Origin of the sequence: Halorubrum ezzemoulense, from assembly GCF_004126515.1 — an archaeon.
GTDB classification, from domain to species: domain Archaea; phylum Halobacteriota; class Halobacteria; order Halobacteriales; family Haloferacaceae; genus Halorubrum; species Halorubrum ezzemoulense.
Genome location: NZ_CP034941.1, coordinates 431,021 through 457,731, shown reverse-complemented (window position 1 = coordinate 457,731; position 26,711 = coordinate 431,021). Strand labels below are relative to the sequence as shown.

Sequence of the window (26,711 nt, the reverse complement as noted above, 5' to 3'; positions counted from 1 at the left end):
ATAGCTTCCCTACTGGTCCTGTTGACGTTACTAGGCGCTGTAGGAGGGGTCACAGCAGTGCCAGATGCTCGGATTGGTATCGATGAGGTCGATGTCAGCTCAAGTGAGCCGGTAGTCGATGAGCGAACGTTATTGAATGTGACTGTCTCAAACTCTGGTGGAAGTCCAGCAGCCGCCAACATAACGAGCGTTCGGCTGTATAATGCGGGTGAGGACGGCAACCCACGTGACGAGGCTACCATGGTCGGAGGACTCTCTCCGGGTGACACAACTGATGTCGCTCTGTGGACAGAGTTCGACGAGCCGGGGGAATACCGACTCACTGTCGAGGTCGTTGCGGATCAAGAAGCGACAGGTGGCGAGGCTAACGGCGGGACCGTCACGGTGACACGCGACGTGATTGTTGATGTTCAGCCAGTAGAGGTTGCGCTTGACCTCCGAACCCGCGCGCTAGCACCGGAAGACCTCGAGAGCGACGATGATGATCAAAATGCTGGTGGAATAAATGTTGGTGGTGTCGGAGATCTTCTCGGTGGTGGTGGCGGCGGCCTCCAAGCCGGTGGGACCGACGAGTCTGACTCTGAGTCCGTCGAGTCGGTTGACTCTCCGGTAGCGGTGACGGTCGTTAACACCGGGACGACGACCGCAGACCGCGTGAGCCTGACTGCCGTTGGCACATCAGTCAGAGGGGATAGGGGAGAAAATGCCGCGAGTGACGATGCTGATCCAACAACTAAAGTCGGCCCCTTCGTTGTCGAGAACCTCGCACCCGGTGAGGAGCGGCAGGTAATTATCGACCTTGGCCCGATTGACGAGCGTTCGGATGTGACGGTTACCGCGGCGTTCCGTGCTGATACCGACGTGCGAAACGAACGCGGTGCTGACCGAACCGCGGAGTCGACAGTAACGTATCCAACGCGCGAAGGTAGTCCGAGCGTTACCGACGCGACCATCCGGACGACTGATGATGGTCAGGTAACTGTTGATGCCAACCTCGGTAATGCGGGTACTGGTGAATTGAACGGGGTTGTCGTTTCGGTTACTGGGACAGATGGGGTTGAACCGACCCCAGCCGGGCAAAAATACTTCATTGGAACCGTCAGCGCGGGCGATTTCGTCGCTTTTGACCTTCAAACTGTGGCGAATGCCTCTGTAGCGGATGAGGTTCCGATCCGGATCGAGTACACCGAGCGTGGTGTCCGCTACACCGAGACCACAATAGTGGCGCTTCCAGAGCCAGATGACGAGAGTGGGTCAGAATCTGGTACTGTTGGCACACTTGGAGTAATCAGTATTGTCGGAGTTGTTGGCGGCACTGGGGTCGCAATTGCTGGGAGTGTAATCCGTCGCCGCGATGTATAGCGTCGAACTCAGGGGTGCGACCAAGCGGTACCCAGGCGGGGGGACCGAACCGGTGGTCGCACTCGACGACGTGAACTTCGCGGTTGAGCCTGGAGAGTTCGTTGCTGTTGTCGGCCCCAGTGGTTCTGGGAAATCAACGCTGCTCAACGTACTCGGTCTCCTCGACGACCCGACTGAGGGGTGGCGTCTGCTGAACGGTACCGATGTGACTGAACTCTCGGTCGCCGAGCGCACCACAGCTCGCAAGGGATCGATCGGATTCGTCTTTCAGGACTTCCACCTCCTGCCAGCGCTGACCGCGGTCGAGAACGTTGCGCTACCAACCGCCTTCGATTCAGGCGACGCGAGCGACCGTGCTGTGGACCTGCTTAGACGGTTTGGGCTCGGTGACCGGCTTGACCACGAACCATCAGAACTGTCTGGTGGACAGAAACAACGGGTCGCTATCGCTAGGTCGCTGATAAATGACCCGGCAGTGTTACTCGCTGACGAGCCAACGGGGAACCTCGACACGGACACCGGCGAGTCAATCCTCGCTGAGTTCGGGCGGGTAAAAGAGGAGGGTGTTGCTGTCATCGCGGTCACACACGATCCGCTAGTTGAGGAGTACGCGGACCGAGTCGTTGAGCTCACCGACGGGGTGCTGGTAGGCGGAGATGTCGATGAGGCGACCTCAGTAGACGACACCCTAGGAGGCCGGAACAGCGAGTCGCCGCTCGCACCGGGAGAACAATGAGCAAGAGTACTTCCAGCGGAACCGACACTGAACCCGGAGCTACCAGTTGGCTCCGGGGCTGGCGACCCGCTGTTGGAATGGCCGGCCGGAATCTCCGCCGGAACCGCGTACGGACGGTACTAGCGGTGCTTGGCGTTTGTATCGGCGTGCTGGCAGTGGCCGCGCTAGGGATATTCGGAAATGTGCTCGCGCTCGGCGCCAACGACGCTATCGGTGATATTGGCACACAAGTAGTCGTGTCGCCAAACTCGGACACCGGAGTAGAGTCACTTTCGACGACTGATGTAGCGGAGATCCGACGTGCCGTTGACGACCCGGCGGTCGGCGATCCGGCTGTGGTTCCACTGTATTCGGACAACGGGATTGTTGCGGGCGCAAGCTCACAGACCTTTGCGACAATCTATGGCGTTGAGGAACCAGCCCTCGCGTTTGAAGCCGCTGAGGGGGAGCTCCCGGACCGTCACCGGCAGGGCGCAATCATCGGTGCGGGTGTTGCTACTGATCTCAATATTGGGACAGGCGATACTGTGGAGATCGTAGGGTCACAAGTGCGCGTCGTTGCCGTGCTCGCTGAGACACAGACATTCAGCCCGGTTGCACCCGATGACGCCGTCTTTCTCCCAGAGTCGGCGTTCGCCGCTGACGGCTACGCGCAAGCGCTTATTATTTCAGAATCCGGTGAGACGGCGCAGGCCGCTGCGGACGCGATCCGCAGAGAGGTGAACGCTCGTGAAGATCGAGTCGACCTATTCGAATTAGCAGCAATCGTGGATGAGATTAATGGCTTCTTTGACCTATTGAGTACGTTCCTGCTCGGGCTCGGTGCTATCTCGCTCGTGGTCGCCGGCGTCTCGATCCTCAATGTAATGCTGATGAGTACGGTCGAGCGGAGACAAGAGATTGGCGTAATGCGTGCTGTGGGTGTGACCCGCCGAGACGTGTTGCGTGTGTTGTTAGCAGAGGCTGGCCTGATTGGTGCCGCGGGCGCCGCAGCAGGGACTGTGCTGACCGTGATACTCGTCGCCGCGCTCGTAGCCGCAACCCCAGCGGTTGACGCCAGCCTAGTTATCGACCCGACTAACGCTTACTATCTCCTGTTGGCGCTAGGATTTGGAGTTGGTGTGGGAATTATCAGTGGGGCGTACCCTGCTTGGAAGGCAGCAAACGAACGCCCGGTAGAGGCGTTGCGAAGCTAAACCAGTACACCCATAGAATATCAAATCGGAAATCAACCATTTTATATACACTCAGCCAGTTGACGGGTTTTTGCCACTAGTTCGTAAAATCACGATTCGTAAATAGTAGGGCAGAAGCAGCGGTCGCGTTAAGTTAAGCAGAAACGCAAGACGGCAAGAGTATCCCGTGAGCTTTGGAAAGCCGAGTTACATACTCAAGATAGGTAGTAACTCCGGGAGAAACTGGATCTGCCTTCTCAGTTCTCCTTCTCGTTGATCCTCAGAACACGATCCGCTACAACGTTCCAGAACACTACAGAAAATCGCATGACAGCAGCTAGGTGAGTACTAACTTGACGCGACCGTACATAGTAACGCCCGCTAAATATACATCGCACATCGGTGATTGCTCCGCCGACAGTCTTAATATATTGTGTATTCATAACAATACTACATGGGGAAAAAGTGTCAACTACAAGTGCGCCGTCTCGCTGGTGGAATGGCATTGCTTGGACTCACGCTCGGGACATTCGTGTCACGATGGTTTTTGTTGCTCGTCGGGTTTGTCGGTCTTAATCTCATTCAAAGTAGCTTCACAGATGTCTGCCCGGCAGAGCAACTTCTCCCAGGGTGTGAAACGAACGCCGAGGCCAATACCTCATTTGTAAGGTCCTAACTCCGATCGGACGCGAGAATCATTTTTACTCTAGTTTTTATCCGCAACTCAGGAAATATAAAGAAGAGGGTTGGACTGCTAGATAAGTTAGAGGGCCTGACGGCAGTACATATTTAGTCGTGTGGAATATATACAATATTATGATGGGATACGGACGGACTGACCGGCGATACGGACAGTGTAGACAATCAGCCGACCGGAAGTGCCGCCCGTTCGAATTGCCACACACCCGTGGGGATGCCACACGATGACCGGCGGCGAGCAGGCTCGCGGTGGCCAGATGCAGCGATGGGTTGCAGAAGTGTTCAAGCCGGCCGGCGTTGGGGTTGGGGTAACAGTGCTCGCGAGCGTGGTACCATTCGTTGGGTTGCTCGCACCGGCGATGGGCGGTGGCGTGGCGAGCCAGGTGAAGAAGTCTGGCGACGGGAGCGGCCCACGAGTTGGGTTTGTCACGGGCGCATTAGTGGTGTTACTGTCGCTACCGATGACGTTTTTCGCGGTGGCAGTCGCTGCGACCGTATCTCCGATCGCGACGGTCGGTGTGTTGGGAATGACCCTCGTCGGTGCGGTATACGTCATCGGGAGCAGCGCGCTCGGAGGCTACCTTGCCGACGAGCTCGCGGAAGATCACCGGAGCCGTAAAGACGCTACGCGGCAACTTACGCCAGCTACGACGGGAGGGTCGGCGTCACCAATCGAGCGACTCAAGCGCCGGTACGTTGACGGCGAAATGGATGACGACGAGTTTGAACGGCGACTGGAACGGTTAGTAACTATCGAAGGGGCCGGGGAGCAGGCGGGCGACCGCGTCGTCGAAAATCGCGAACGACGACCGAACCGGCGGGAGACTACAGTACCTGCCCACGAGCGCTAACGGCGTCCCAGAAGACCGACGCGCCGAGCGTAGTACAATGGACATGGTCGCTAGATACGAAGCGATTTCGCGTCGTCGGCGTCCGCGACGAGGGCGCCGGCGACTACCACCTGTACATAACGAATTTAGCGGGGAAAGAGTTCTTTCCGACGGATTTAGCGGAGATCTACCGCTGTCGGTGGGAAGTTGAGTTGCTGTTCCGGGAGCTGAAGACACAGTACGAATTAGACGAGTTCGACACGAGTGACGAACACGTGGTGAGGATCTTATTATACGCAGCGCTGCTGTCGCTGCTTGTAAGCCGTGATCTGTTGGATCTAGTCACTGAGCAGGGGGTGATGAGCTTGTGTTTCCGACAGAGCGCTGGGCGGCGACCTTTCGGTCGCACGCCCATCTCATTCTCCACGAACTCGGTGAGTTCCTTGGCTACTCACCACCGCCGCTGCTCGACCGCCTGATCGAAGACGCTCAAAAGATCCACAGGCGACGACCAATCTTACAAGAGATGCTCGCTACCGCTACACAACCGAGGTGTGAGGCTTAACTAAAGACAGATGACGCCTGTGGTCTGGCCACAAGGAGACCATCTTGATACGCCTCTCGGAGATATATTAGCGAATTACGAAACCCCTGTTGAACGGGTCTACAGCAATACTCTTGGCAAGAAAGTCTGGGGAAACGTCTGTCAGAACTGTGACTCATACCAAGGAAATCATTTCATCCAGCAAGAGGCACTGGAGATTGACCCTCCACTGGTAGACTGTCCACATTGTGGGGATGAACACGAATGGAGCCCGGACAAAGGGATGGGTAGAGCATTCGGACAGGGATGGGTCTCATGTCCAGAATATGGTGAAATACCGGTTGGTGACCCACGGGGAGAGTGATGAATCACTTCACTCCATACAGGGCCAGATCAATAGTATTTCAAAACTCGAATGAGTAAATTGCGACATGTACGATCTCACTGGCTTTCAGCGCGATCTGCTGTACGTAGTTGCCGGACTTGATGACCCCCACGGACTCGCGATCAAAGACGAACTCGAGGACTACTATGAAAAAGAAATCCATCATGGCCGACTCTATCCAAATCTCGATACGCTCGTTGAGAAGGGACTCATCGAGAAGAGCCAGCGCGACCGACGGACCAACGAGTACACCACTACCCGTCGGGGCACCAGAGAGATTGAAGCTCGGACTGAATGGGAAGCCAACTATATTCGGTAGTTCCCATCGTGCCTGATTGCTGACCCAATTTCTAGAGAGAAATGAACGAGATCAGAGCGACCGATTCATCGAGTCGAACAAAGACGGCGATCTCACACCAGTGAGAGCGCCGTCAGTTCAGACGAGAAGCAAAGCTGTAGCTCACTCATAGGGCTGCCGCTGGACGCGGGCGGCCTCAGCCCGCGTCCAGCTCGCTGTAGGTCGCTGGGATGCCGATACGGTTGGTCGGCGCTTCCCACTTCCGGCCCAACCTGTCGTCGAGAGCGTGATCGATCCATTCTCGAAATACCTCAAAGCGGAACCAGACAGGGAGTGCTCGCCCGCCGCGCCGCGGCGTGGCGAGCACGCCCCATCGGACGATCACCCAGAGGTTCCGCAACAGGAAGCTTACGAGGATGAACAACAACCGAACTGCTGGATCGGTCGTACTTGTCCGCGCACGCGCTTCGCGCATCGTCCGGAAGGCTGTCTCGATGGCTGAGCGTTTCTGGTAGAGCGCTTCGACTTCCTTCGGCGTGCGATCGGTCAGATCGCACGCCACGTACGCCCGGACGAGCAAGCCGTGTTTCTCACGGTTGCCCTGCTGGTAGGAGACACAGACCGCGAGCGGGAAGCGCAGTTCCCGCTCGCTTCCCTTGTACATCACGTACTCCGTCCAGTAGGAGACTGTCGTGTCCAATTTCTCGGCCATCTGTTTCCCACGGCGGATGATCGGAAGAGCGACTGGTGCTGTAGCATCCAGTCGCTCGATCGACGTGCCGTCGTAGAATCCACGGTCAGCGAGGAGTCCTGCGACATCGAATGGAAGGGCCGCGACGTGGTCGAGCAGTCGCTCGACCGCGTCGCTCTTGGGTTCATCACTCCGGACGGGGGTCACTGCGACGATGAGTGGTTTCGCCCGACAGAGGACGAATCCAGCAAGGTAGCGATGGCACTGGCTGGTGCCATCGCGTGGTTTGGTGTGGCAGAGTTCGCTCGCCTCAGCGTGTGGACAGCCGTGGTAGTGGATATCGACGAAGTCGAGGCAGATGATCCTCGGACTGGGGCCGAGGATCATCGCCGCCTGCTGGGCGAAGAGGTCATTGACGATTGCTTCCAACTCATCAGGCGGAACGGTGTGAAGTTGTGTAAGCGTGTAGTCGTCAGAGTATGTTCGACGAGTGGTGTCGGTAACAGCCTTGATGGACTTCTGATCGACGGCTGCTTGCGTGACCGTTTCCCAGATGACCCCGGAGTCGAAGCGGCAGTCTTCGACTCCGGGGAGAGGAAGTTCTTGTAGAAGGCTGACCGCTAAGCTTTCGAGGTCTGGAGCCGTAAGGACAGTGTCTGGGTGGTAGAGAAATTTCATACGCACCCATCCAGACGCTTCCTGAGAATCTAACCCTGTCAGTTGTGACTATCCGCTTACCCGATGGGAACTACCGATATTGATCACGACAGCTGATCGAACCGCCGCGTTCGAGGACTGTTTAGCTCTAGTATTTCACGCCCTTCTCGTGTGAACTCCACGTAGCGTATCTAGACACCGTAGAAGAGACTATTTAGATTAATACTAATATTAAGATTAAGATTAACTCGATTTCTGCCTTCTCAAAATTCGAACTATATTTGGGACTCGACCAAACACCTGGTCGAGAAGAATCATCCACTGTTTTTCAATGGATTGTCCAAAGATAGAATCAAGAACCTGTTTGAGAAGGAAATCAGTCGGGCAGTAGCTCAGACAGGCAACAGACAGCTGTCCCAGGCCTCTGTCGATGACGACTCCGACAACGAGTAGTACCGCATCAACCACATCTGGGTAGCCCCACAGCTGACAGAGCGATCGCTCTGTTGTCTTCATGGGTGCTATCCGTTCCTTGGTACTGTTAGGATTTTTCCTAACACTTATCGGAGCAGGGTGCGTCGGCACATGTGTGGATGAGCGATGATGTCACCGTGCTCGAAGACGAGATTGAAGCCTACGCCGACGGCACCGTTGCGCGGGTGCGTGTTCTTTCGGTCCCGACCTCAGGCGTGTTCTTTCGGTCCCGACCTCAGACCGGTTCGAGGACGGGATCAAGTACGCGCACCACTACGGTGAAGCCGGCGCAGACGATCCAATCATCCGGTTCGACAACCACCACGGCGTCCACGAACTCCACCTCGGCGGTGAGACCTTCGAGATCGACTACCCCGGCCTTGCGGAGATCTTCCGCGCCTGGCGGGCGGCACTCCCAGAAGAGAAGCGCGACGACTGGTAGCCCGATCAACTACGGTGACCGACGTACAGACCCGCGACTAATTCCGACCCACAACCCTACACCCCCCCCCATGACCCAGACACTCCATGTTCAGATCAAGTCTGCCGACCGTAGCGACCTCGAAGAGCGCCTCGAGGCGATAGACGCCGGCGAGGACGTCGACCCCAGCGAACCGACGCTCTCGATCGAGAATCTCGAAACGTTCGGTCGCGTCTTCCGCTCGACCAACCTTGAGCTCTTGGAGGCGATCGTCGAACACGAGCCGGAGAGCATCCGCGAGCTCGCTCGCCTCGTTGATCGGAACCCACCAGAGGTCCTCGAGAACGTGAACGAGCTGGCCGACTACGGCCTCGTCGAACTCGAGGAGAATGGCCGGGCAAAGCGGCCGGTCGTGTGGTACGACGAAATCGACGCCGACATCCCGCTCACGACTGGGTCGGGACAGGGCCGGAAGGCGAACGCCTGACTCAGCGAAGATACACGATGGGCGACGACGTCGATCCCGAGAATCCGCGCCCCGATGGCCACTACCACGTCGACCGCGACGCAGAGTGGTACTACGTCGACGACGACCTCGCGGGGACGATCGCCCTCGGGCCAGCGACCGACGGCGAGCCCGGTGACGGCTGGGTGCTTACGCTCTCGGCCGCGACGTCGGACGAGGATCCCGATCCGGCCGAGCGTGTCGCCGTTCGCCTCACGCCGTGGGCGCTCCACGCGCTCTACATCGAGGCGCGGAATCTCTCACCAGACGCTCGTCAGGCAGGTCACACCGCCGAGTGTGGGCTCTGCGGCGAGCAGGTTCCGCTCGACCGGGCATGGCCGGACAACCGCAAGCGACCGTGTCACCCAGACTGCTACGCTGATGCGTTCGGTGCGCCGCCCTGGTACGATGGACAGTAGCTTGGTGTCGCTAGAGCGTCACAGATGAGCGGGAATAAGCTTCTCATCGCTGCTAGTGCGACTGTGATCTGGGTCATCTCGGGGGTACTCTTGTTTGAGGTGGCGAGTTTGGCGTCGGCCTTCGAACTCGCAGTTTCTGGCCCGATCTTGGACCTCACATCGTTGCTTGATGCGTGGCTACTAGCTGGAGCTATCCTCGGTGTCGTTGACGTCGCCCTCCTCTGGGATATGGCCACTGGGTGGTGACCACGAAACACCGACACCGCCCTAGTACCCGGCTAGCAGCCGTTTGTCCGGAAGAAGCTGTCAGACTAATCTTAAGATTAAGATTAATTCGTATAAGTGAAATGCTCTCTTAAGACGTGAATACGAATGCCAGTATCCACAAATCAGTTATCTAAGAACAATTTCTGGGAGCCTCCATACAGTCCGACACAACTGCCACAAGATATTAGTTCTCGGTTCACGTATCATGAATTACGATGGTAGTAACAAACGCCCCGACTGCGGACGAGAACGGCTCGAAAGAGGGCACCGCACGCTCCTTTATCGCGGCCTCAGAGATACTGGTGAATCCCGACATCGCCAGAGTGTATACTGACATCCTGCTGAATCAGCCTACTACGAACAGCAGTATCGAGCGTAGACTCGATCTTGCCGGAAGTACAACCTCAATGCGGGTTGGAAAGCTCAAAAACTTAGACATTGTCGAGGATGTCAGTAGCGGGAAAGAGAGCCAGCTCCGGACTGATTCACTATTTCTCCCCGTTGGGGAGGGAGAGACGCGGATACTGTTTGACCCGCTTACGATCGCCGCTTACGGTGTAAGCGGCGAGGTTAGTGAGATCGAACTCTTCGTTGATCGGCACGGCAAGGCGAAGCTGCTGATGGCGGTTGAGCAGACACGGGCATATCTCAGTGGCGAGGTGACTCGTCGTGGAGCAGCAGACCGCCTCAATGTTGATGAGATCGAGGCTATCAGCATCACGCAGGCGCTGGAGCCGATCATTGCCCTGTTTGTCGAAGCAGGGCTCATCGATGATTCCTTCGAACACGACGTACATGATCGGAAGATTCGAAACACTCCGTACGTGTTTGAGCAGGAATGAGCGATCGGCCGAAATTAGTTGGCTCTTCACCCCTCTACCCGCTCCCGGATGCACTCCTCGTTGACTCGAGCGTCTTGGGTGGAATCGGGCGATCTACTCCAGAACGGCGACAGCTATTGACCTCCTCCTCCGCGTAAACGCGGAGGAATCCGACCATCGGATTCGGGCGGTCGTCGCCGTTTGGTTCCAACCCGCACTCGGAGGGAACCGGCGACACACCGGGGGAACTCTCGTTTGTCTCCCTCGTTGGGCTGTGGCCCGGCCAATGAGGCCCCGTCGGAATCCGTGTCATTGCCGTGCGAACCACCACTGGTTCGCCACCCCTTGTGGTTCGGGGACGGCCTCTCACCGATTCCGTAGCATCCGTGCTTACTAGAGGCCACGGACTTCAAACTGCCGGGATAAACGAGCCGAGTGTCGCTCGACCTCCGCCTGAAGACGGAGGTATGCGCTTGTATCTCTATCAACTACATTCAGTCGAATGATAAGCAGTTGTACGTCTCCACTGGAGTAGTCGAGGAGTTGGACAAGGAATGGGCTGGTCCCTACGGTGTCAACGATTGGCTTGATCCAATACGTAACGAGGACTGGATTGTTGCCCTTCCAGAGCCGGATTACGGTGCGCGAATCCGTGACGGACCTACCGTGAGCGAGATGGTTGACGAAGCACACAGAGAGTTAGCCAAGCTCGAACAGGAGCGAGAAGATGAACTCCCGAAAACGGACGCCAAATTCGCCGGTAATCTTGTTCAAATTCGGGTGTCTGAGGGTCACAATTCTGTGGGGCTGATCATCGACGACAGGAACGCAGAGCGCGCACTATCTCAGGTAGTCAGTGAGACGGAGTACGAGCAATTCTTCCGGATACTGAGGGGGCCAGAGGTATTAGAAGAGATACAGTAACACCCTTGTTGATCTGCTGCCCTTCGGTTTCTGATAGTCCGTTGGATCTTCCACCGTGAGATCGTCCCGCGGTCGACCTTTCGGTACAGTTCGACAGAGAATCATAACGTATCCTTCCTCGTTGGGGCTACCCTCCTTGCGCGGCTTATGAGGTGAGATCCGGTAAGTTAACGACTTCACTATACCACCGCGCCGCACAATCTCGGAGGATGGTATTGATGCGCGCCTTCTATTCGATAGATTTCAACATGTTCAAAACCTGGTGTGAGAGTCATTACTGGTTCTCAACTCGTTTTTAACCATTTTAATAGATGTCTGTTTGTCATAATGGGTATGTAAATCTACTACCTGAGAAACCTACTCTTAGGCTGTAAAATCTAATTATGGGCCATTACGGCGATACTCTCAAATCGGTCCAGAATAGTGAATTATATAACAAGATGAGTCCGGAACCCATGTCTCCCGACCACGGAGCCGACGCGTTCCTCGCGCGGCTGGCGATAGAAGGTCCAGCACCGATCCTCACCGCAGAGGGTGCCACTGGAACCGTCGTGGCGGTAAACGAGGCGGCGACCGAACTGTTCGGCCGCAACCGCTCTTCGCTTATCGGGATGCACCAGACCGAACTTCACCCGCCAGAGACCGAGACGCGTCACCGTGAAGGGTTTCAGGCGGTCCAGAACGGGCGGAAAGAACACGTCCGTGCCGACGCAGAGGAGCCGGTGACGATTCTGCGTGCAGATGGGTCGACGGTGCCGGTCGACGTGAGGTCAACGACGTTCACACACGCGGGCACCGAGTATGTCCTCGGAATCTTCCAAGACGTTAGCGAGCGTATGGCGAACTTGGCTCGACTTGAACAGCAAGCGGCCGCGATGGACCTGACGACCTCTGGTATCGCGTTATTAAACGGTGATGGTGAGTACACGTACCTCAACGATGCTCACATCACGATGTTCGGGTACGACGACGCCGAGGAGCTACTCGGTGAGACTTGGCGGCAAATATACGCGGACGACGTCATCGAGCGGATCGAAACCGAGGTTCTCCCAGTTGTCGAGGAGACGGGGTCGTGGGACGGCGAGTTGGTCGGGGTCAGACGAGACGGTACGCCGATTACACAGCGCGTGTCGCTCGCACAGCTACCCGAGGGGGGAATCACTTGCGTTAATCTCGATCTCACCGAACAAGAACGCCGACTCCGTCGCCTTGAGAAGACACGTTCGCTCGCCGAAGAGCTGATGACTACAGACGATTACGAGGGCGTGATCGATACTGCGATCAAAGGAGTGACGGAGATTATTGATCGGCCGTTCTCTGGGTATTGGGCACACGAACCGGCTGGGACGGATACGGTGGCTCCGGCTGGAACTGCGGAGACTACCACCGACGTGCTTGTCCCGGTGTCTGTCTCCAGTAGCGCAGCGTCGATTGTCGAGGAGGCACCCCGATTCCGCCCTGGTGAATCGCTCGCGTGGGAGGTGTTCGATGCTGGGACGCCGGCATACTACCCGAATGTCGCCGCCGAGGTGGGCGTTCACAACCGGGAGACGCCGATCGGTACCGAATTTATTGTCCCTATTGACGACGATGGCGTGTTTCTCGTCGGGTCGCCGGAAACGGGCAGTCTCGCCGAGGACGAACGCGAGCTCATTTTGATCGTCACACAGTACCTCCAGACGGCAATCGAGCTCGTCGCGCAGCGACGTCAACTACGTACTGCGCGCGACCGCATAGAGTCCGAACGCAATCAGCTCGAACGTGTCATGAACACAGTCCCCCAGCTGATATTCGCGAAGAACACAGACGGCGAATTCTTGCTCGCGAACGAAGCGGTCGCTGACGCGTACGGCACTACCGTCTCGGACATGATCGGTTCGACTGATGCTGACTACACGGCCGAGTCCGACGAGGTGGACGCATTCACCGACGACGATAGACGGGTGATTGAGACCGGCAAGCCGCTCCATCGCACCGAGGAGACACTGACCGACGCCGCAGGCAACGAACGAGTCTTAGAAACGTGGAAAATACCATTCACCCCGGTCGACAGCGATGAGGACGCAGTACTCGGCGTCGCCAACGATATTACCGATCTCACCGATGCGCGTGACGCGCTTGACCGGCAGCGGCGGCTGACGAACCTCTACGCCGTGAGCAGCCGTGTATTCAAATCAACGGATCCGGAAGACGCGTTCGACGCGTGTGTCAAGGCGGTCGCCGATGTGGTAACAGCTGACGAGCTCGCGATATACGACCGCAATACGTCAGAAGGGGAGTTGGTGCGGCTTGCGACTGCGGGAGACAACTCTGAATCACGTAGCCGACAGCGAATTCACCCGGGCGAGACGGATCTCTGGCGAGCGTTCACCGAGTCCGACACGTGCTGGCTCCCGGCCGACGCCGTTATCGACGCCGGCGACGCGGCCGAGAAGCAGGCACTCGTCACACAGCTCGGTGATACGAGTCTGTTGAGCGTCGTCGTTGACGAACGGGATGAGACGTTGGAATCGTTCATTCGGGCGGTGAGCCAGCAGGTCTCGGCGGCACTCACACAACTCCGTCAGGAGACATCGATAGCGGGGCTCTCAAATGATGTTGCCAGGACCCAGCGGCAAGCGGATCGCTACCAGAACCTGTGGGAGGGGATGGTTGACACCGTTGAAGCGATCGTGACTGCGGAGACATCGGCGGCAGTGCGTGAGGCGGTTGTTGACTTCGGCGATCGTGTGGCGGAGTACGCGTTCGTTGGCACGTATGATCCGGTCACAGAGCGAATTGACCCGGTCGAAGTGTCCGAGGCAGGTGGACCGGCGAAGCTGTACGAAAGCGCCAGGCAGACGTTCCCCGCGATCACCGCTGCCTCACAAAACGAACCACAGCGTATCGTCGACGGACAAGCGACCGGAGGAGCTCACGGCGAGTGGCTCAACCGACTGCTCCATTTCGGCTACCGGGAATCGCTCGCGGTTCCGGTGAGCCATTGTGGGACCGTCCACGCGATCGCCGAGTTCATCAGTACAGATGCCGAGCGCTTCGCCGAACCAGAACGACAAGCAGTTGGTGCGGTTGCGGACGCCGCCGGAATGCGGCTGTCAACGCTTGAGTCCGCGAGCGCGTCGAACGCACCGATCGCCTTCGACTTCGAATGTCAGGATCCGTCGCCGCTCTTCCCGGGCCTCTCGACGTCCGGTACAATCGTCGTCGAACACGTCGCGCTAACAGGTAGGGAAAACTTTCACCTAACCGGTCGCGTCGACGGCTACACCGAGACCGCATTTCGTGACTACGTCGCGGCGACGCCGGGCATCGAACTCGACAGTATTGCCTCGACCGATAGCAGCGTCCACGAAATTACCGTGCGGATGAGAGATACACCAGACCGGTCGCTAGCCTCGGTTCGCGACGTACTCATGCGGACAGACACACAACTGAGCAGTGTCCGTTCCCGCCCGAACGCTGACGTGTTGGAGTTCTGGACCACGGACCCGAAAGTGATCGGTCGGGTCCGCGAGGAGCTGTCTACCGTCTCCGGTTCGTGTCAGCTCGTCTCGAAGCGCCATGTGTCCGGGTCATCCGGTAGACGCGACGAGTCCGCCGGGAATACAGACTTGACGAGCCGACAGCGGGAGATCGCCGAGACAGCGCTCCAAGAAGGATACTATGATGATCCGCGGGGTATCAACGGTGCCGATCTCGCCGACCGGTTCGACGTGTCCTCGTCAACGCTCCACCAGCATCTGCGCGCCGCGGAGTCGAAGATCATCCGCGGCTTTTTCGAGTGACGTATGTCTGTAGGCTACTACTAAGACACGGACATATTCGGTATCTGTTCTGCCTGCCACATATCTTCGGGCGTAGAAATAGTATGGATACTGAAAGAATAGAATGCATGAGTTCAGGATGGAATGACGCGCCGCGAATCTCGTCAAAGTGCCCTCAATACCGACCAGAACAGGTGAGATAGAATGAGTACTCAGCCGTCTGAGTTGACTATGATGGTGTACGAGTATCTGAACCGGTCCACTGACCCCGCCGCGACTACGACGAGTGAAAATCGTTCGTCATGGGTCGACTCTTCCGTCTACGTCGACGACTACGGGAACAAGCTAGTCGACCGGCTTCTCGCAGCGGAAAGGCACCCCGGTGAGACCTTCGAAGCCGTTTTACACCCGTCTCCAGAGACGATCATACCGGCTTTCATCGCCGATGTCGCGGTCCGCTACGACGACATCGTTGGATTTGCTGCGCCAAGCTCCCAATTATATGATGACCTGTTTTACGCCATGTACGCAGCAATGACCGAGATAGGCGCGGTGTTGACGACGAAGTACCCACGCCATAAGGTTCGCTCGCGGCTCTCAACGATGGACCCACTCGTCATTGATTCCACCCCTGGTGCCGAGACCGACGGCGGTGTTGACGTCGCGACTACCGACGCCGGACCGGTTCGGTGCGGTGACCTCACTTCACTTGGGGTCGCCGCCGAACGTGCGACGACGCAGCTCGCGACGGGTGATCGAACGGGAACGTTCGCGATCGCGACGTTGACGCAACTGCTAGCGCATCACGACCCGACTGCGCTTGACAGGTTCCTCCACGAACTGGTTGGCCAGTGGCGAAATCAGGACGTCGGCGGGCTCATCCACCTGCCACCAGCGAGCGATATCGACGGTTCCAGCTGGTTTGGGTCGGCACACTTCGATTACGTTGTTGAGATGCGAACCGGCGACGGCCAGATCGAGGCGCGAGTGTGTGGGAAGCGAGATGTTGCCCCCACATGGCAGGTGGTTGGCTCCGCGCCGTGCTCGGATAGTGAAGCATCGGCCCAAGCAGTGGAGCGACAGCCTCCCGGGATAGTCGATGAAGACGGCGGCGAGTCTACCCCGAAGTGAATACGGTGATATTACCCGACGAAGCCGCGCCACACTCCCGCCTCGATTGGTGGGTTTCGGATCGTTGACCCTCGTTGTGAGATTGCGCTTTGTTTATCGGCCTTTCTACACTTCTCACGGTTTGTACACTACACCTACTAGGATATCTGCTCGGGTGCGACTAAACCCAGATTGCGGTTTGCTGACGACGTCGGAACGCGAAGCACGACTTCGGTACCTGTGTCGGTCACGTCGACGTCGATCTCTCCGCCGAGTACGGAGACTAACATCCGAATTAGCCAGATCCCGAGCCCAGAGCCGTGCTGTAACGGCGTCTCTTCGCCGGTGACGAGTACTTCCCGCTCGATATCTGGCATGCCAGGCCCGTCGTCGGTCACGACGATCTGGAGCCAGCCGTTGTCAACCTGTCTCACCGATACGTTGACGTACGGGTCTTCTCGGTCTCCTGCGGCCACCGCGTTCTTTATCACCTCGGTAAGTGGGTGTGTAAGCCATCGTGAGACAGTCTCGTCGGTCGCGTCGACAGAGACGGCGATCGTTGCGTCCGAGTAGTCATCCTGTACCGCCGTTGCGGCCGTTTCAGTGACCTCAGCGATGTTAACGGTCGACTCGTCGTGTGGTATCTCCCGTATCGCGCGATCAATCACCTGCATTTTGTTCGTAAGTCGTTCCCACCCGTCGAATATACGCGTCAGTCGGCGGAGATGATCCTGACGACAGTCAGCGTCCGGTTCCTCGGCGAGTATCGTCGTCCATCCCACGAGCTTGTTTAAATCGTTGCGGACGTTGTGTCGGACGACCCTCTGGAACACCTGTAAATGCTGTCGCTGTCGCGTCTTCACGGTGATATCTTTCCCCTCAACGGCGATCAGCGTGATTTCACCAGCGGCGTTACGAATCGGCTTGAACCACACCTCGATGCGTGCGAGACCATCTGGACCCTGTAGTTCTCCTTCGGTCTGGACGAGTTCACCGCCACCCGCGCGGTTGACCGCCTCACAAACCGTGAGTCCGTGGTTCGGGTCAAGGTCCAGCCACGGGAATTTGTCGATTGGTTCACCAACTATTGTCGACCGATCAACACCGATGCGTGCCACCAGCGTGTCGTTCACGTCAGTCACGATTTTGTTGGGGCGGACTAACGCGGTAAACTGGTGCGGGCTGTTAAACACTGCCTCCAGTCGCCGAGTGTACTTCTCGCGTTCAGAGATATCGATGAACAGCACATCGGTACCTACAACCTCGTCGTCGATGGTGCGCGGGATCGCCCGTAACAGACATGGGACCGTATCACCGTCCGTCGTCACGAGCATGCGTTCTGCGACGGTGAGATCGCCGCTAAGCGCGCGTTCGTAGCCGTCTGACTGGAGCGAATCAGTCGAGCTATCGTCATAAAACTCACTGAGCGGCTGTCCAACCACCGCCTCGCGCTCGTACCCCAGCGCGTCGGAAAACGACTGGTCACAGGCCTCAATGACTGCTTCGCCGCCAACGGCCCGAGTTTGAACGAACAGCAGCGGGCCCTGATCAAACAGTTTCGATGCCCATTTTACACGCTCGGAGCGCTTCGTCGCGTCTCGCCCCATCGCCAGCACACTGGCAGAGCTATTACCCGCATCACTCGCAACGGTGTGTAGATCTATCCACGTGACTTCGCTGTCATCCGCCCCGATTCGTATCGTCTCAGTAGCCGGGTCGCCGGTCTCGATCGGGCGCCGCAGGGCGTCAGCGGCACGCTCGCGATCCTCCGGGTAAACTATTGCTTGCCACTCGTCTATCGTTGTCGGGCTCGCTCCGACCGCCTCTCGTAAAGTGGCGTCCAACGTGACTGTGTTGGTACTGAAGTCCCACTCACCGATGCCCGTCTCCGTCCCGCTGAGAACGAGTTCTAGCCGCTCAGTCTGGTTTCTGAGCTCTCTGATCCGCCGTCGTTGCTCGGTAATATCGTGTTGAACCCCGATGTAGTTTGTCACGATTCCGTTTCCGTCTCGAACCGGCGTCACGGAGAGCTTCGCCCAGTACGGTTCACCCTCCGCGGTGTAGTTTCTCAGCTTAGTTGTTATCGGTCGCTCGGTTTCGATCGCCGTACGGATTCGCTTTGTCGTCTCCGAATCTGATCCGGGGCCCTGGAGGAATCTCGGGTTTCGGCCGAGAGCCTCTGACCGCTCGTACCCGGTTAGCTGTACAAACTCCTCGTTGACGTACACCAACGGGTTTCCCGGTTGGGTCAGATCCGTAATCTGGATGCTGATCCCTGCTTCGTCCAGCGCCCGCTCTTTTAATGAGAGCTCACGTTCCCGCGCTTCACGGTCGGTCACGTCACGTACCGTACAGACCATTCGGGACGGGGCGACCATCGTCAGGGACAGCTCCGCCGGGAACGTCGTTCCATCGGGCCGACTTCCCGTTACTCGCCCCTGCCAGTGACCATCACGTTCGAGCGCGTCGAAAGCTTCCCTCTCGATCCGTGCCGCTTCATCCGCAGCGTATAGCTCTCGCCAACTTCGACCGAGCAACTCCTGTTTGCTGTCGAATCCGTACATATCGACGTGCGTCTGATCGATATAGACGTACGCCTCGTCATCGAGGATGGCGACGCCATCGGCGGCGTCCTCAATCGCTTGTTGAAACGCACCGATGCGAATCTCCGAGTCGATCTCGCTTGTCGGGTCACGGGTCTGGGAGCTAATACGGTCGAGTGCCGCGGCGAGTAACCCCGCTACTCGCCCGAGAAGCTCACAGACACCGGCCTCGTCCAACACGGTCGTGAGATCGTGGTGATTCCAGCCAACCGATAGCACACGCTCGGAATCGATCGGAACGAAAAGTTCCTGACGCGGAAGCCAGCAGTGATCATCCGGTGCGATTGGTCCGGCCACCCCGTCGGTTCGAACCGGCGCATCAGCCGTGAAACATCGCTTGATTAGGGCTGCGTCGGGTGAAGGGGTTTGAACCGATTGGCCCGTATTGCGTTCGGAACTGAACAACGGTGGGGACGGCTGTGCCGGCGAGTAGGCATTCTCAAGGTTGCTAGCATGCTCGTTGCGGTTCCGCCACACGGCAATCGCTGTGTCCCCCAGTGTGGTACGGATCGCAGTCAGCGTCCGATCAATAGCGCCGCCTACTGTCTCCTCCCGGTTGAGATCGACGCCGAGGTTGAACAGTGCGTCATCGGTCACCTCGTCACAACTGGTCATCTGTCTGTGTTGCCAGCGGTTCAGTCGAAGACGACTGCGCGGTGAGGTCGTCAATCGATGTCTGAATGGCCCAGAGTTGCTCCACCACTGCCCAGAGCGGATCGCCGAGTTCAGTATCCGAAGTGTTGCTAGCGGCGGTCCAGACGTATTCTTCGGCCTCGGCGAACGCCGCTGCCGCCGCTTCGAGAGCCGCTTCGGTCGATTGCTGTGCGCGTGCGTCGGCCGACAGTCTATGGTGCGCTGGCCGTGTGCGGAACGCGTCTGCGTCGACGACCTCGATCCATCCGTCATGTGTCACAGTCACGAATACATCGTCGTATCGAAACGAAAGGGTCCCTTCTTCAATACGCGTTGTTGAACTATCCGGACCACCAAACAGGAGGTTGATTGTGTCGGCGTCGATATATTTGTCGAGACGCCGGAGATTTTTCGCATCTGTATCTTTAAACTTGGAGACAGCAGTGAATACAGCGTCGAGTGCTGACCGAGTAGTCGTTGGATCAAACCGAGTAACTGACGAGTCCGAGTTCATAGGTCTGTCAATATACATAAATAGTGGATCAATATATTTCGTCTCGCGGACCACTCCGCCTCTCATGGCCCATACCGGATATATACGTGTGCGCGACTCTCGACAGACATCCGCTGGTACACTTCATAAGACGACCGCTATTATCGAACCAGTCACAGATCGACTGGCTTGGAGCGGAAACCCGCGTGACTCGATGGTCCCTTCGAGCCACGCGTTTTGCCTCTGACAGATTCCCCACTTCGTCGATAGCGTCAACCTAGTCTAAAGGTCGACAGGTTTCATAGTGATTAAAGAAAATATTTACCTTTATGCGTAGTAGAGCTGGTAATGAGTCGGCTCGACGGGGTCACGCTTGAGGAACTCTACGAACTCAAAGGGCAGATCGACGAAGGGAAGCCGCGAGAACGTGTTCTCGCGGCGATCGGACGCAAACAGGGCGATCACTTGGATACGTTGGCTGAACGCCATGGCGTCGTCGAGAAAACGATCCGCAACTGGCTCGATCGGTTCGAAAAAGAACCGATCGAGCAAGCTCCCTACGACACACCTCGACCAGGAAGACCAGCAAAAATCCAGGGAGAAGAGCGTGAACAGCTGTTCGAACAGCTACAACAGCCACCGACTGAACTCGGCTACGACCAGCAAGCGTGGTCTGCGAAGCTCTTGCTCCACCACGTCAAAAAAGAGTATGGCGTCGAATACCACGAGAACTACGCGTACGAGTTGTTGAGAGAGGCCGGACTGTCCTTGCGGACAGCACGGCCTCGACACCACGAAGCTGACCCCGAGGAGAAGGCCGAGTTCCAAGAGACAGTCGAAAAAAACAGCCCGAATTGAGCGAAAAAACGGTCGTTGTCGTCGATCAGTTCACCAAACACGTCGGAACTGTCCAGCGGCGTGGCTGGTACCCAATCGGGTCAAATCCGACGATAGAGACGGCAACGTCTTGGAAGTCGGTGACAGTGCTGGGCGCTGTCACCGACGACGGTGACAGCCTCTTTTGCTGGACGGAAGAGAACTTGACCAGATTCCACGGAATTCGGCTGTTAGAGGCATTGAAAGACGAGTTTGGTGATGAATTAGTGGTGTTTCTGGACCGAGCGGGCTACTTCTACGCGAGGGATCTCTGGGAACACGTCAGCGGTGAGCGAGAGACCGAAACTGTCGGAGACAGTTCGGTCTCGTGCGTGCGTGGAGACGACCTTGAAGTGTGGTACTTCCCGTCAAAGCTTCCCGAATTGAACGCCGTCGAAGGATGTTGGGATCAGCTCCAAGAGTGGTTCAAGTACCGCCTTGTTCCAGATCTCTCAACGCTGAAAGACTACATGACACGAGGATTGAGCGCAATCACCGAACCAAATATCTGGCCGTATCTTACTGGTAAAGATTTATCGTAACCACTATCAATCAGTCGAAGAAAAATTATTTTCTTTGGCGGAACAGTCCGGCATCGAACAAAAGAATCGAATATTTGGGGTAAGAGGCTGTGCTGAATCGCCATACAGCAGCAAGCTTGTATGTGGGTTAGCCAGATACGCCTCTGAGTTCGGGGGCAGCGTTGTCATTTACTGTGTCTACTCATCCTCCGTATCTGTTGCGGCCAAAATCTCAGGATACCGGTTCCGTATCGTCATCTCGCTCACGTCCGCAGCACGAGCGATATCTGCTTGTCGGAGCGACTCCTCGCATCGTTTAGCGGCCGCGTACAGTGCTCCTGCGGCGATACCTACCGGATGTTTTCCGCTGTGTACGCCGTTTTCAACCGCGGCTCCGGCGAGATGTCGTGCCTCCCGCTCCGTTGCGTCCGTACACTCTACGTCCGACGCGATCCGTCCGATGAACGAGCGGGGGTCTGTCGGAGCAATTTCCAATCCGAGTTCACGTGAGACGTGTCGATACGCCCGCTCGACGCGAATTTGTTCGACGCGGCTTACTGTTGAAACCTCGTCGATAGAGCGCGGGACGTCATCCATGCGACTCGCCGCGTACAGCACCGCAGTGGCGACGCTTTCAACGGCTCGACCCGGAAGGAGTCCGTCCGCAAGTGCGCGACGGTAGATGACGCCTGCCGTCTCTCGGGTGCTTTCGGGCACGCCGAGCGCGGAAGCCATGCGGTCGATCTCACCGAGCGCATGCATGAGATTCCTATCCGCCGATGAGCGTCGTCGGAAGCGCTCATCCCATCGTCGAAGGCGACGCATCTGTTGTCGCCGTTCTCCCGACAGCGCGTTCCCCTTCGCGTCGGTGTCTTGCCACCCGATCACCGTCGATAACCCCTTATCGTGTAAGAGGTTCGTGCTCGATGGCCCGACGCGAGAGTCCTGATCGCCGGTGCCGTCCGGCGTGTACAGTTTGATGTTCGTATCAAGCGTCGCGTCTGAAACGACGAGTCCACAGTCGTCACAGACCGCATCAACGTCATCATCGGCTCGACGAAGTCGTCCGTGACACTCCGGACAAGTAGTCTGACTGTGCCGTTCGTCCCCATTCTCCACCGAAACTGCGTCGGTAACAGACTGTCCGTCGCCAGTTTCGCTCGATGAGGGCGCATCAGTACCGTTTTTGCGGGAAACTGTGTCCGGTCGCTCTTCGTTAGTGCGCTTGTTCATCAAGTCGAATCACCTCTCGTGACCGGGGCAGAACAGACGCGTTCGACTGTGTGCCTGGCCAGTACCGTTCATTGTGGGCTCTGAGCCGGCGTCGAGTCGCTGATCCTGATACCGTGCGCGGTGACTCTCGTAGCAACGGCAGATGGAACTGACCACACTGTCTCGGTGGGTACTGTCACTCCGTCGATCGCGAGACAGACGAGTTTCCCTCGTCCCCGCCGCGCCGCAATGACAAATTCAAACCGGCGTGATCGGTTGTCAGTCGCCGTCACGTGGACCGTTGAGAGCCCGTTCGCGCTCTCCCATGTTGTTGTGTCGACGACGCTGAGGTCGCCTGCAGGAGTGACAGCGGTCGAGCCGCAGGCTGGACAGGACCCTTCGTGCGGGGCCGTTCCGAGGTACCCGTAATCGGTCTCACACGCAAAGCAGTGTTCCATGGTCTGAGACTAGTATCGATCCACGATCGTCTCTGCGATGTGTGCCCGACCGGAACATGCTGGACAGGCAACTACGTCACCACCGTCTAACCCGAACACGGTCACAAACTGTTGTGAGACGTGTGCTCCGCAGTGGGCGCACTCCGGCATCAGATCACCCCAGCGAACCCTCCATCTCGAGCTCGACGAGCCGGTTGAGCTCGACGGCGTACTCGATCGGCAGCTCCTCCGTGATGGGCTCGATGAAGCCCGAAACGATCATCTGTTTGGCGTCGTCGTCGTCGAGACCGCGCGACTGGAGGTAGAAGATGTCCTCGTCGCCGATCTTCCCAACGGTGGCCTCGTGGGCGACGTCGACCTTCGACTCGTTGATCTCCATGTACGGCATCGTGTCCGACGTCGACTCGTTGTCGAACATCAGCGCGTCACACTCCACGGCGGTTGAGGAGTTCTCGGCGCCGTCCGCGATGTGGACGAGGCCCCGGTAGTTGGTGCGGCCGCCGTCCTTCGCGATCGACTTCGACTCGACGGTCGACTTGGTGTCCGGCGCGTTGTGGTACACCTTCGCGCCGGTGTCGATGTCCTGGCCCTCGCCCGCGAAGGCGATGGTGATGTGGTTGTCGGAGGCGCCGCGGCCCTTCAGGATCGTCGAGGGGTACAGCATCGTCGCCTTCGACCCCATCGAGCCGGAGATCCACTCCATGCGCCCGCCCTTGTCGGCGATGGCGCGCTTCGTGTTCAGGTTGTACGTGTTCTTCGACCAGTTCTGCACGGTCGAGTACTGAACGTGTGCGTCCTCGTCGACGAACACTTCGACGCCGCCGCAGTGGAGGTTGAACTTCGAGTACTTCGGGGCGGAACAGCCCTCGATGTAGTGAACTTCCGAGCCCTCCTCGGCGATGATGAGCGTGTGCTCGAACTGACCCATCCCCTCGGAGTTCATCCGGAAGTACGCCTGCACGGGCATGTCGACGGTGGTGTTTTCGGGGACGTAGACGAACGAGCCGCCCGACCAGATGGCGCCGTGAAGAGCGGCGAACTTGTTGTCGCTCGGGGGGACGCACTTCGTCATGAAGTGCTCCCGGACGAGCTCCTCGTGCTCTTGGACGGCCTCATCCATATTACAGAAGATGACGCCCTTCTCCTCCCACCGCTCCTGCATGTTCTGGTAGACGACCTCCGATTCGTACTGCGCGCCGACACCAGAGAGCGCGTTCTTTTCGGCTTCCGGGATGCCCAGCTTGTCGAAGGTGTCCTTGATGTCGTCCGGGAGTTCCGTCCAGTCGTCGACGCCCGCCCGCACGTCGACGTCCGGCCGAATGTAGGGAACGATATCGTCGACGTCGACCTCACTCAGGTCCGGCTGGCCGGGCCAGTCGGTGGGCATCGGCATCTCTTGAAACTGTTCGAGCGCTCGCAGGCGGCGCTCCAACATCCACTCCGGTTCGTCTTTGTCCTCCGAGATGACGCGGACCGTCTCCTCGGTGAGACCCTTCTCGGTCTGGAAGGCAGACTTCTCCTCCTTCTTGAACTCGAAACGGGCCTCGGTATTTGTCTCTTTAAGATCGTCTTGTTTTGAACTCATCAAAGTATTCTTCAGAGACTACGAATATAAGTGTGGTGCGCTGGAACACTCGTTAGTAACTTATAATAGTTTCTTTAACGAAAATGAATAACTTTGTGTAGTTTAATTCGGTTTCTCTACTCGGTAGAATTTAATATGTGGCAAGAGGACTATTCGGTAGAAACAGGGTCACCGTCACTCGTTACCGAGAATGACTTGACAGCACTCGATCGCTGCTTCAATGTGGCGGTCGGCGACCACGTCGCCCGTTTCGTCAGCCGACTCAAGCAGTGTAGCAACTTGCCGAACCCGTTTCTGTCTGGTTTGCGTGTCAAGATCATCACTGGCAGCATCGCGGGCGACGGCTTCAGCCTCTCCGAGCCATCGGTTCGTCACTGGCGGGACTGGGCGATCTGCGGTCGCAGTCAGATGGACTGCCAGTGCGTCGACCGCAGCCCGCGGCTCGGTTGGGATGTCGATTTCGTCCGTCATTGTTGGTATGTTGGCGCCCACTCTGAAGAATTGTTGCGCCAAGCCCCACTCCAGATGCTTTCGAACGTCTCCAGCCAAGTGCGACCTCTTGTTTGCCTATAGTAGCACGTCCTCGGTATCTGTCCGGGCTCGTTCGAGAGATACACCAGACGACACAAACCCGTACGCAACCGAGGACAACTATGATCGAGTCGCTCCTCCGGATTGATGTCGTCCTCTTCGTTCTCATCGGCGTGCTCGGCGGCGCACACTGTATCGGGATGTGCGGTCCACTTGTGACGATGTACTCGAAGCAGATGAACCCGCAGCCAGATGGCGGGACGGTGACAGCCAACGACGGGCGTGCCGGTCATCTCACGACCTACGAGGTTCGTCAGCACTTCCTGTTCAACGTCGGCCGAGCGACGACATACGCAATTCTCGGGGCCGTCTTCGGCGCGCTCGGAAGTGTCGTGTTCGTCACCGCTGACCAGCTGACACCGATCGCCGACCTCCTGCGAGGTGTTGTCGGTCTTGCCGTCGGAGGGTTCATTGTGGCGACGGGCGTTCGATATGTGATTGGAGGAAGCGGAGGCGATATTCGAATACCCGGCGTCCAGCGCGTTACGTCGTGGCTCGCAACGAGAGTCCATCGGCACGTCAACAGCCCGAGTATTGTCGGGCTCGGAGCCGTCCACGCGTTTCTTCCCTGCCCGATGCTGTATCCCGCGTATCTGTTCGCCTTCGCGAGCGGCTCCCCGACCACCGGTGGAATCGCTCTCGGTGCCCTCGGTATCGGGACGATTCCAGCCGTCTTCCTCTATGGGACGATTATCCAGTCGATCGACGTTGCCCACCGGCGACGCGTTCATCGGCTGCTCGGTGTGGTGTTCGTCGTGCTGGGGTACGTGCTGTTCGCGCACGGGCTGATGGCGCTCGGTGTTCACCTCCCACATCCGATGTTCCCGCATTACCAGCCCCTCGGGGGTGCGATGGGGCACTAACCGAGTACTGGTCACATTTCGCTGGCTCGATACAAGCGACGGGCTCCAATCAACAACTACGATGCGGAAAATGACAGTAGCTGGCCTCCCAGAGCCCAAGAACTGTCACGCGGTGGCCACTCGTTCGAGGTCGTCGACGAGCCGGTCGATGTCGGTTCGCGGGCCCCGTGGGTACGCCCGCTCGATGATCCCTTGCTTATTGGCAAGAATGATGAGCCCGTAGTGCGGGAAACGGTACTCTAGATTCTCGATGTCATCTGCTGGTTGCTTCTCGATCTTCAGACCGAAGTGCTCGTCGTGTATCTCTTGGGCCCGCTCGTAGGTCTCTGTCCGGAGGAAGTGCCAGTTACCCGCGTCGAGGTCAACCCCTTGCTGGCCGGCGTACTCACGGAGGGCCTCGGCGGTGTCCCGCTCGGGATCAAACGTGATGGGGAGAAACGCGACTTGGTCGCTGTACCCCGCCTCAGCAGCGGCCTCCTGTCCGCGACGAAGCCGGAGAATGAGTGCGGGACACACCCCATCCGGACAGTTGGTGTAAAATGATGTCCACAGCACCGCGCGCTCGCCCTCGAACTGGGCCGTCGATATCTCCTCACCGTGGATCGGGTCGGGGACAGTGAACTCGGGCATGTTGTCACCGTAGCTCGGGAATGACGCCTCGCTGAGGTCTTGCTCCGGCGGTCCGAGAATAGTTCCTTCGGCGCCACTACTACCAAGGACACCAAGACAACCGGCAGTGCCGGCGGTGACTCCCGCGACGCCGACCGTTTTACAGAAAATCCGTCGGTCCATAC

The 26,711-nt window shown here is 57.8% G+C and carries 26 protein-coding genes and 1 pseudogene; 18 read left to right on the top strand and 9 right to left on the bottom strand.

Annotated features, from left to right (window positions below):
- Positions 1-21 precede the first annotated feature (21 nt).
- The 7 genes and pseudogenes from EO776_RS17855 to EO776_RS17820 all read left to right on the top strand — a co-directional run bounded on the left by EO776_RS17855 (position 22) and on the right by EO776_RS17820 (position 6,050).
- Entirely contained in the window at positions 22-1,362 is a 1,341-nt protein-coding gene (locus tag EO776_RS17855) for a CARDB domain-containing protein (RefSeq protein WP_094582156.1), read from the top strand.
- Positions 1,355-2,098, top strand: a complete 744-nt coding sequence (locus tag EO776_RS17850) for an ABC transporter ATP-binding protein (protein ID WP_099289284.1) — start codon at positions 1,355-1,357, stop codon at positions 2,096-2,098. The genes EO776_RS17855 and EO776_RS17850 overlap by 8 nt, the downstream gene beginning before the upstream one ends.
- Complete coding sequence (locus EO776_RS17845) at positions 2,095-3,294, top strand: ABC transporter permease (RefSeq protein ID WP_089308966.1); 1,200 nt, start codon at positions 2,095-2,097, stop codon at positions 3,292-3,294. Before EO776_RS17850 ends, EO776_RS17845 begins: the two co-directional genes overlap by 4 nt.
- 433 nt (positions 3,295-3,727) lie before the next feature.
- Positions 3,728-3,949, top strand: coding sequence for a YgaP family membrane protein (locus EO776_RS17840; RefSeq protein WP_094520223.1), 222 nt, complete (start codon positions 3,728-3,730; stop codon positions 3,947-3,949).
- 247 nt (positions 3,950-4,196) lie between these two features.
- Entirely contained in the window at positions 4,197-4,823 is a 627-nt protein-coding gene (locus EO776_RS17835) for an SHOCT domain-containing protein (protein ID WP_176450679.1), read from the top strand.
- Positions 4,824-4,843: 20 nt separating this feature from the next.
- A pseudogene (locus EO776_RS17830) lies at positions 4,844-5,367 on the top strand (transposase); the annotation flags it as partial.
- Between the two features lie 410 nt (positions 5,368-5,777).
- Positions 5,778-6,050 carry a helix-turn-helix transcriptional regulator gene (locus tag EO776_RS17820; RefSeq protein ID WP_129452623.1) on the top strand — a complete coding sequence of 91 codons (273 nt, stop codon included), beginning with the start codon at positions 5,778-5,780 and terminating at the stop codon, positions 6,048-6,050.
- Between the two features lie 175 nt (positions 6,051-6,225).
- Here the strand turns inward: EO776_RS17820 and EO776_RS17815 are convergent, their stop codons facing one another.
- Together EO776_RS17815 and EO776_RS17810 are read right to left on the bottom strand one after the other, a co-directional pair.
- The gene (locus EO776_RS17815) at positions 6,226-7,398 is read right to left on the bottom strand and encodes an ISH3 family transposase (protein ID WP_129452597.1); all 1,173 of its coding nucleotides are present in this window, start codon (positions 7,396-7,398) and stop codon (positions 6,226-6,228) included.
- A 222-nt stretch (positions 7,399-7,620) separates the two neighbouring features.
- Entirely contained in the window at positions 7,621-7,893 is a 273-nt protein-coding gene (locus EO776_RS17810; protein WP_129452622.1) for a hypothetical protein, read from the bottom strand.
- A gap of 214 nt (positions 7,894-8,107) precedes the next feature.
- Between EO776_RS17810 and EO776_RS19855 the strand changes: the two genes are divergently transcribed.
- The 8 genes from EO776_RS19855 to EO776_RS17770 all read left to right on the top strand — a co-directional run bounded on the left by EO776_RS19855 (position 8,108) and on the right by EO776_RS17770 (position 16,103).
- Complete coding sequence (locus EO776_RS19855; RefSeq protein WP_321166870.1) at positions 8,108-8,293, top strand: toxin-antitoxin system TumE family protein; 186 nt, start codon at positions 8,108-8,110, stop codon at positions 8,291-8,293.
- A 70-nt stretch (positions 8,294-8,363) separates the two neighbouring features.
- Positions 8,364-8,759, top strand: a complete 396-nt coding sequence (locus tag EO776_RS17800) for an HVO_A0114 family putative DNA-binding protein (protein WP_006630784.1) — start codon at positions 8,364-8,366, stop codon at positions 8,757-8,759.
- Positions 8,760-8,776: 17 nt separating this feature from the next.
- On the top strand, positions 8,777-9,196 hold the full coding sequence (locus EO776_RS17795) for a hypothetical protein (protein ID WP_094521031.1): 420 nt from the start codon (positions 8,777-8,779) through the stop codon (positions 9,194-9,196).
- Between the two features lie 24 nt (positions 9,197-9,220).
- Positions 9,221-9,442 (top strand): hypothetical protein, encoded by a 222-nt coding sequence (locus EO776_RS17790; protein ID WP_094521032.1) that lies wholly within the window; start codon positions 9,221-9,223, stop codon positions 9,440-9,442.
- Between the two features lie 236 nt (positions 9,443-9,678).
- Positions 9,679-10,305, top strand: coding sequence for a DUF7437 domain-containing protein (locus EO776_RS17785; RefSeq protein ID WP_094521033.1), 627 nt, complete (start codon positions 9,679-9,681; stop codon positions 10,303-10,305).
- A 414-nt stretch (positions 10,306-10,719) separates the two neighbouring features.
- The gene (locus EO776_RS19500; protein ID WP_246041528.1) at positions 10,720-11,208 is read left to right on the top strand and encodes a hypothetical protein; all 489 of its coding nucleotides are present in this window, start codon (positions 10,720-10,722) and stop codon (positions 11,206-11,208) included.
- A gap of 440 nt (positions 11,209-11,648) precedes the next feature.
- The gene (locus EO776_RS17775) at positions 11,649-14,993 is read left to right on the top strand and encodes a PAS domain-containing protein (RefSeq protein ID WP_186279058.1); all 3,345 of its coding nucleotides are present in this window, start codon (positions 11,649-11,651) and stop codon (positions 14,991-14,993) included.
- Between the two features lie 210 nt (positions 14,994-15,203).
- Positions 15,204-16,103 (top strand): DUF7504 family protein, encoded by a 900-nt coding sequence (locus EO776_RS17770; RefSeq protein WP_129452620.1) that lies wholly within the window; start codon positions 15,204-15,206, stop codon positions 16,101-16,103.
- Positions 16,104-16,240: 137 nt separating this feature from the next.
- On the opposite strand, the gene EO776_RS17765 is transcribed toward EO776_RS17770, so the two are convergent.
- Complete coding sequence (locus tag EO776_RS17765; protein ID WP_186279057.1) at positions 16,241-19,300, bottom strand: sensor histidine kinase; 3,060 nt, start codon at positions 19,298-19,300, stop codon at positions 16,241-16,243.
- Entirely contained in the window at positions 19,287-19,886 is a 600-nt protein-coding gene (locus EO776_RS19140; RefSeq protein ID WP_158228714.1) for a HalOD1 output domain-containing protein, read from the bottom strand. The genes EO776_RS17765 and EO776_RS19140 overlap by 14 nt, the downstream gene beginning before the upstream one ends.
- Positions 19,887-20,159: 273 nt before the next feature.
- Between EO776_RS19140 and EO776_RS17760 the strand changes: the two genes are divergently transcribed.
- Positions 20,160-20,669 carry an IS630 family transposase gene (locus EO776_RS17760; RefSeq protein ID WP_080508662.1) on the top strand — a complete coding sequence of 170 codons (510 nt, stop codon included), beginning with the start codon at positions 20,160-20,162 and terminating at the stop codon, positions 20,667-20,669.
- Complete coding sequence (locus EO776_RS17755; protein ID WP_080508661.1) at positions 20,666-21,229, top strand: transposase; 564 nt, start codon at positions 20,666-20,668, stop codon at positions 21,227-21,229. The genes EO776_RS17760 and EO776_RS17755 overlap by 4 nt, the downstream gene beginning before the upstream one ends.
- A gap of 177 nt (positions 21,230-21,406) precedes the next feature.
- On the opposite strand, the gene EO776_RS17750 is transcribed toward EO776_RS17755, so the two are convergent.
- The 4 genes from EO776_RS17750 to EO776_RS17735 all read right to left on the bottom strand — a co-directional run bounded on the left by EO776_RS17750 (position 21,407) and on the right by EO776_RS17735 (position 24,934).
- Positions 21,407-22,441 (bottom strand): transcription initiation factor IIB, encoded by a 1,035-nt coding sequence (locus tag EO776_RS17750; RefSeq protein WP_094519616.1) that lies wholly within the window; start codon positions 22,439-22,441, stop codon positions 21,407-21,409.
- 446 nt (positions 22,442-22,887) lie between these two features.
- Entirely contained in the window at positions 22,888-23,028 is a 141-nt protein-coding gene (locus EO776_RS19950) for a DUF7563 family protein (protein WP_432508932.1), read from the bottom strand.
- A gap of 4 nt (positions 23,029-23,032) precedes the next feature.
- Positions 23,033-24,463: a Fe-S cluster assembly protein SufB gene (sufB, locus tag EO776_RS17740; RefSeq protein WP_094519618.1), complete on the bottom strand. Its 1,431-nt coding sequence runs from the start codon at positions 24,461-24,463 to the stop codon at positions 23,033-23,035.
- 174 nt (positions 24,464-24,637) lie between these two features.
- On the bottom strand, positions 24,638-24,934 hold the full coding sequence (locus tag EO776_RS17735; RefSeq protein WP_094519619.1) for a hypothetical protein: 297 nt from the start codon (positions 24,932-24,934) through the stop codon (positions 24,638-24,640).
- 182 nt (positions 24,935-25,116) lie between these two features.
- Here EO776_RS17735 and EO776_RS17730 point away from each other — a divergent pair, with 182 nt between their 5' ends.
- Positions 25,117-25,917, top strand: coding sequence for a sulfite exporter TauE/SafE family protein (locus EO776_RS17730; RefSeq protein ID WP_094519620.1), 801 nt, complete (start codon positions 25,117-25,119; stop codon positions 25,915-25,917).
- Between the two features lie 105 nt (positions 25,918-26,022).
- Here the strand turns inward: EO776_RS17730 and EO776_RS17725 are convergent, their stop codons facing one another.
- Complete coding sequence (locus tag EO776_RS17725) at positions 26,023-26,709, bottom strand: SCO family protein (RefSeq protein WP_094519621.1); 687 nt, start codon at positions 26,707-26,709, stop codon at positions 26,023-26,025.
- Between the last annotated feature and the right edge of the window lie 2 nt (positions 26,710-26,711).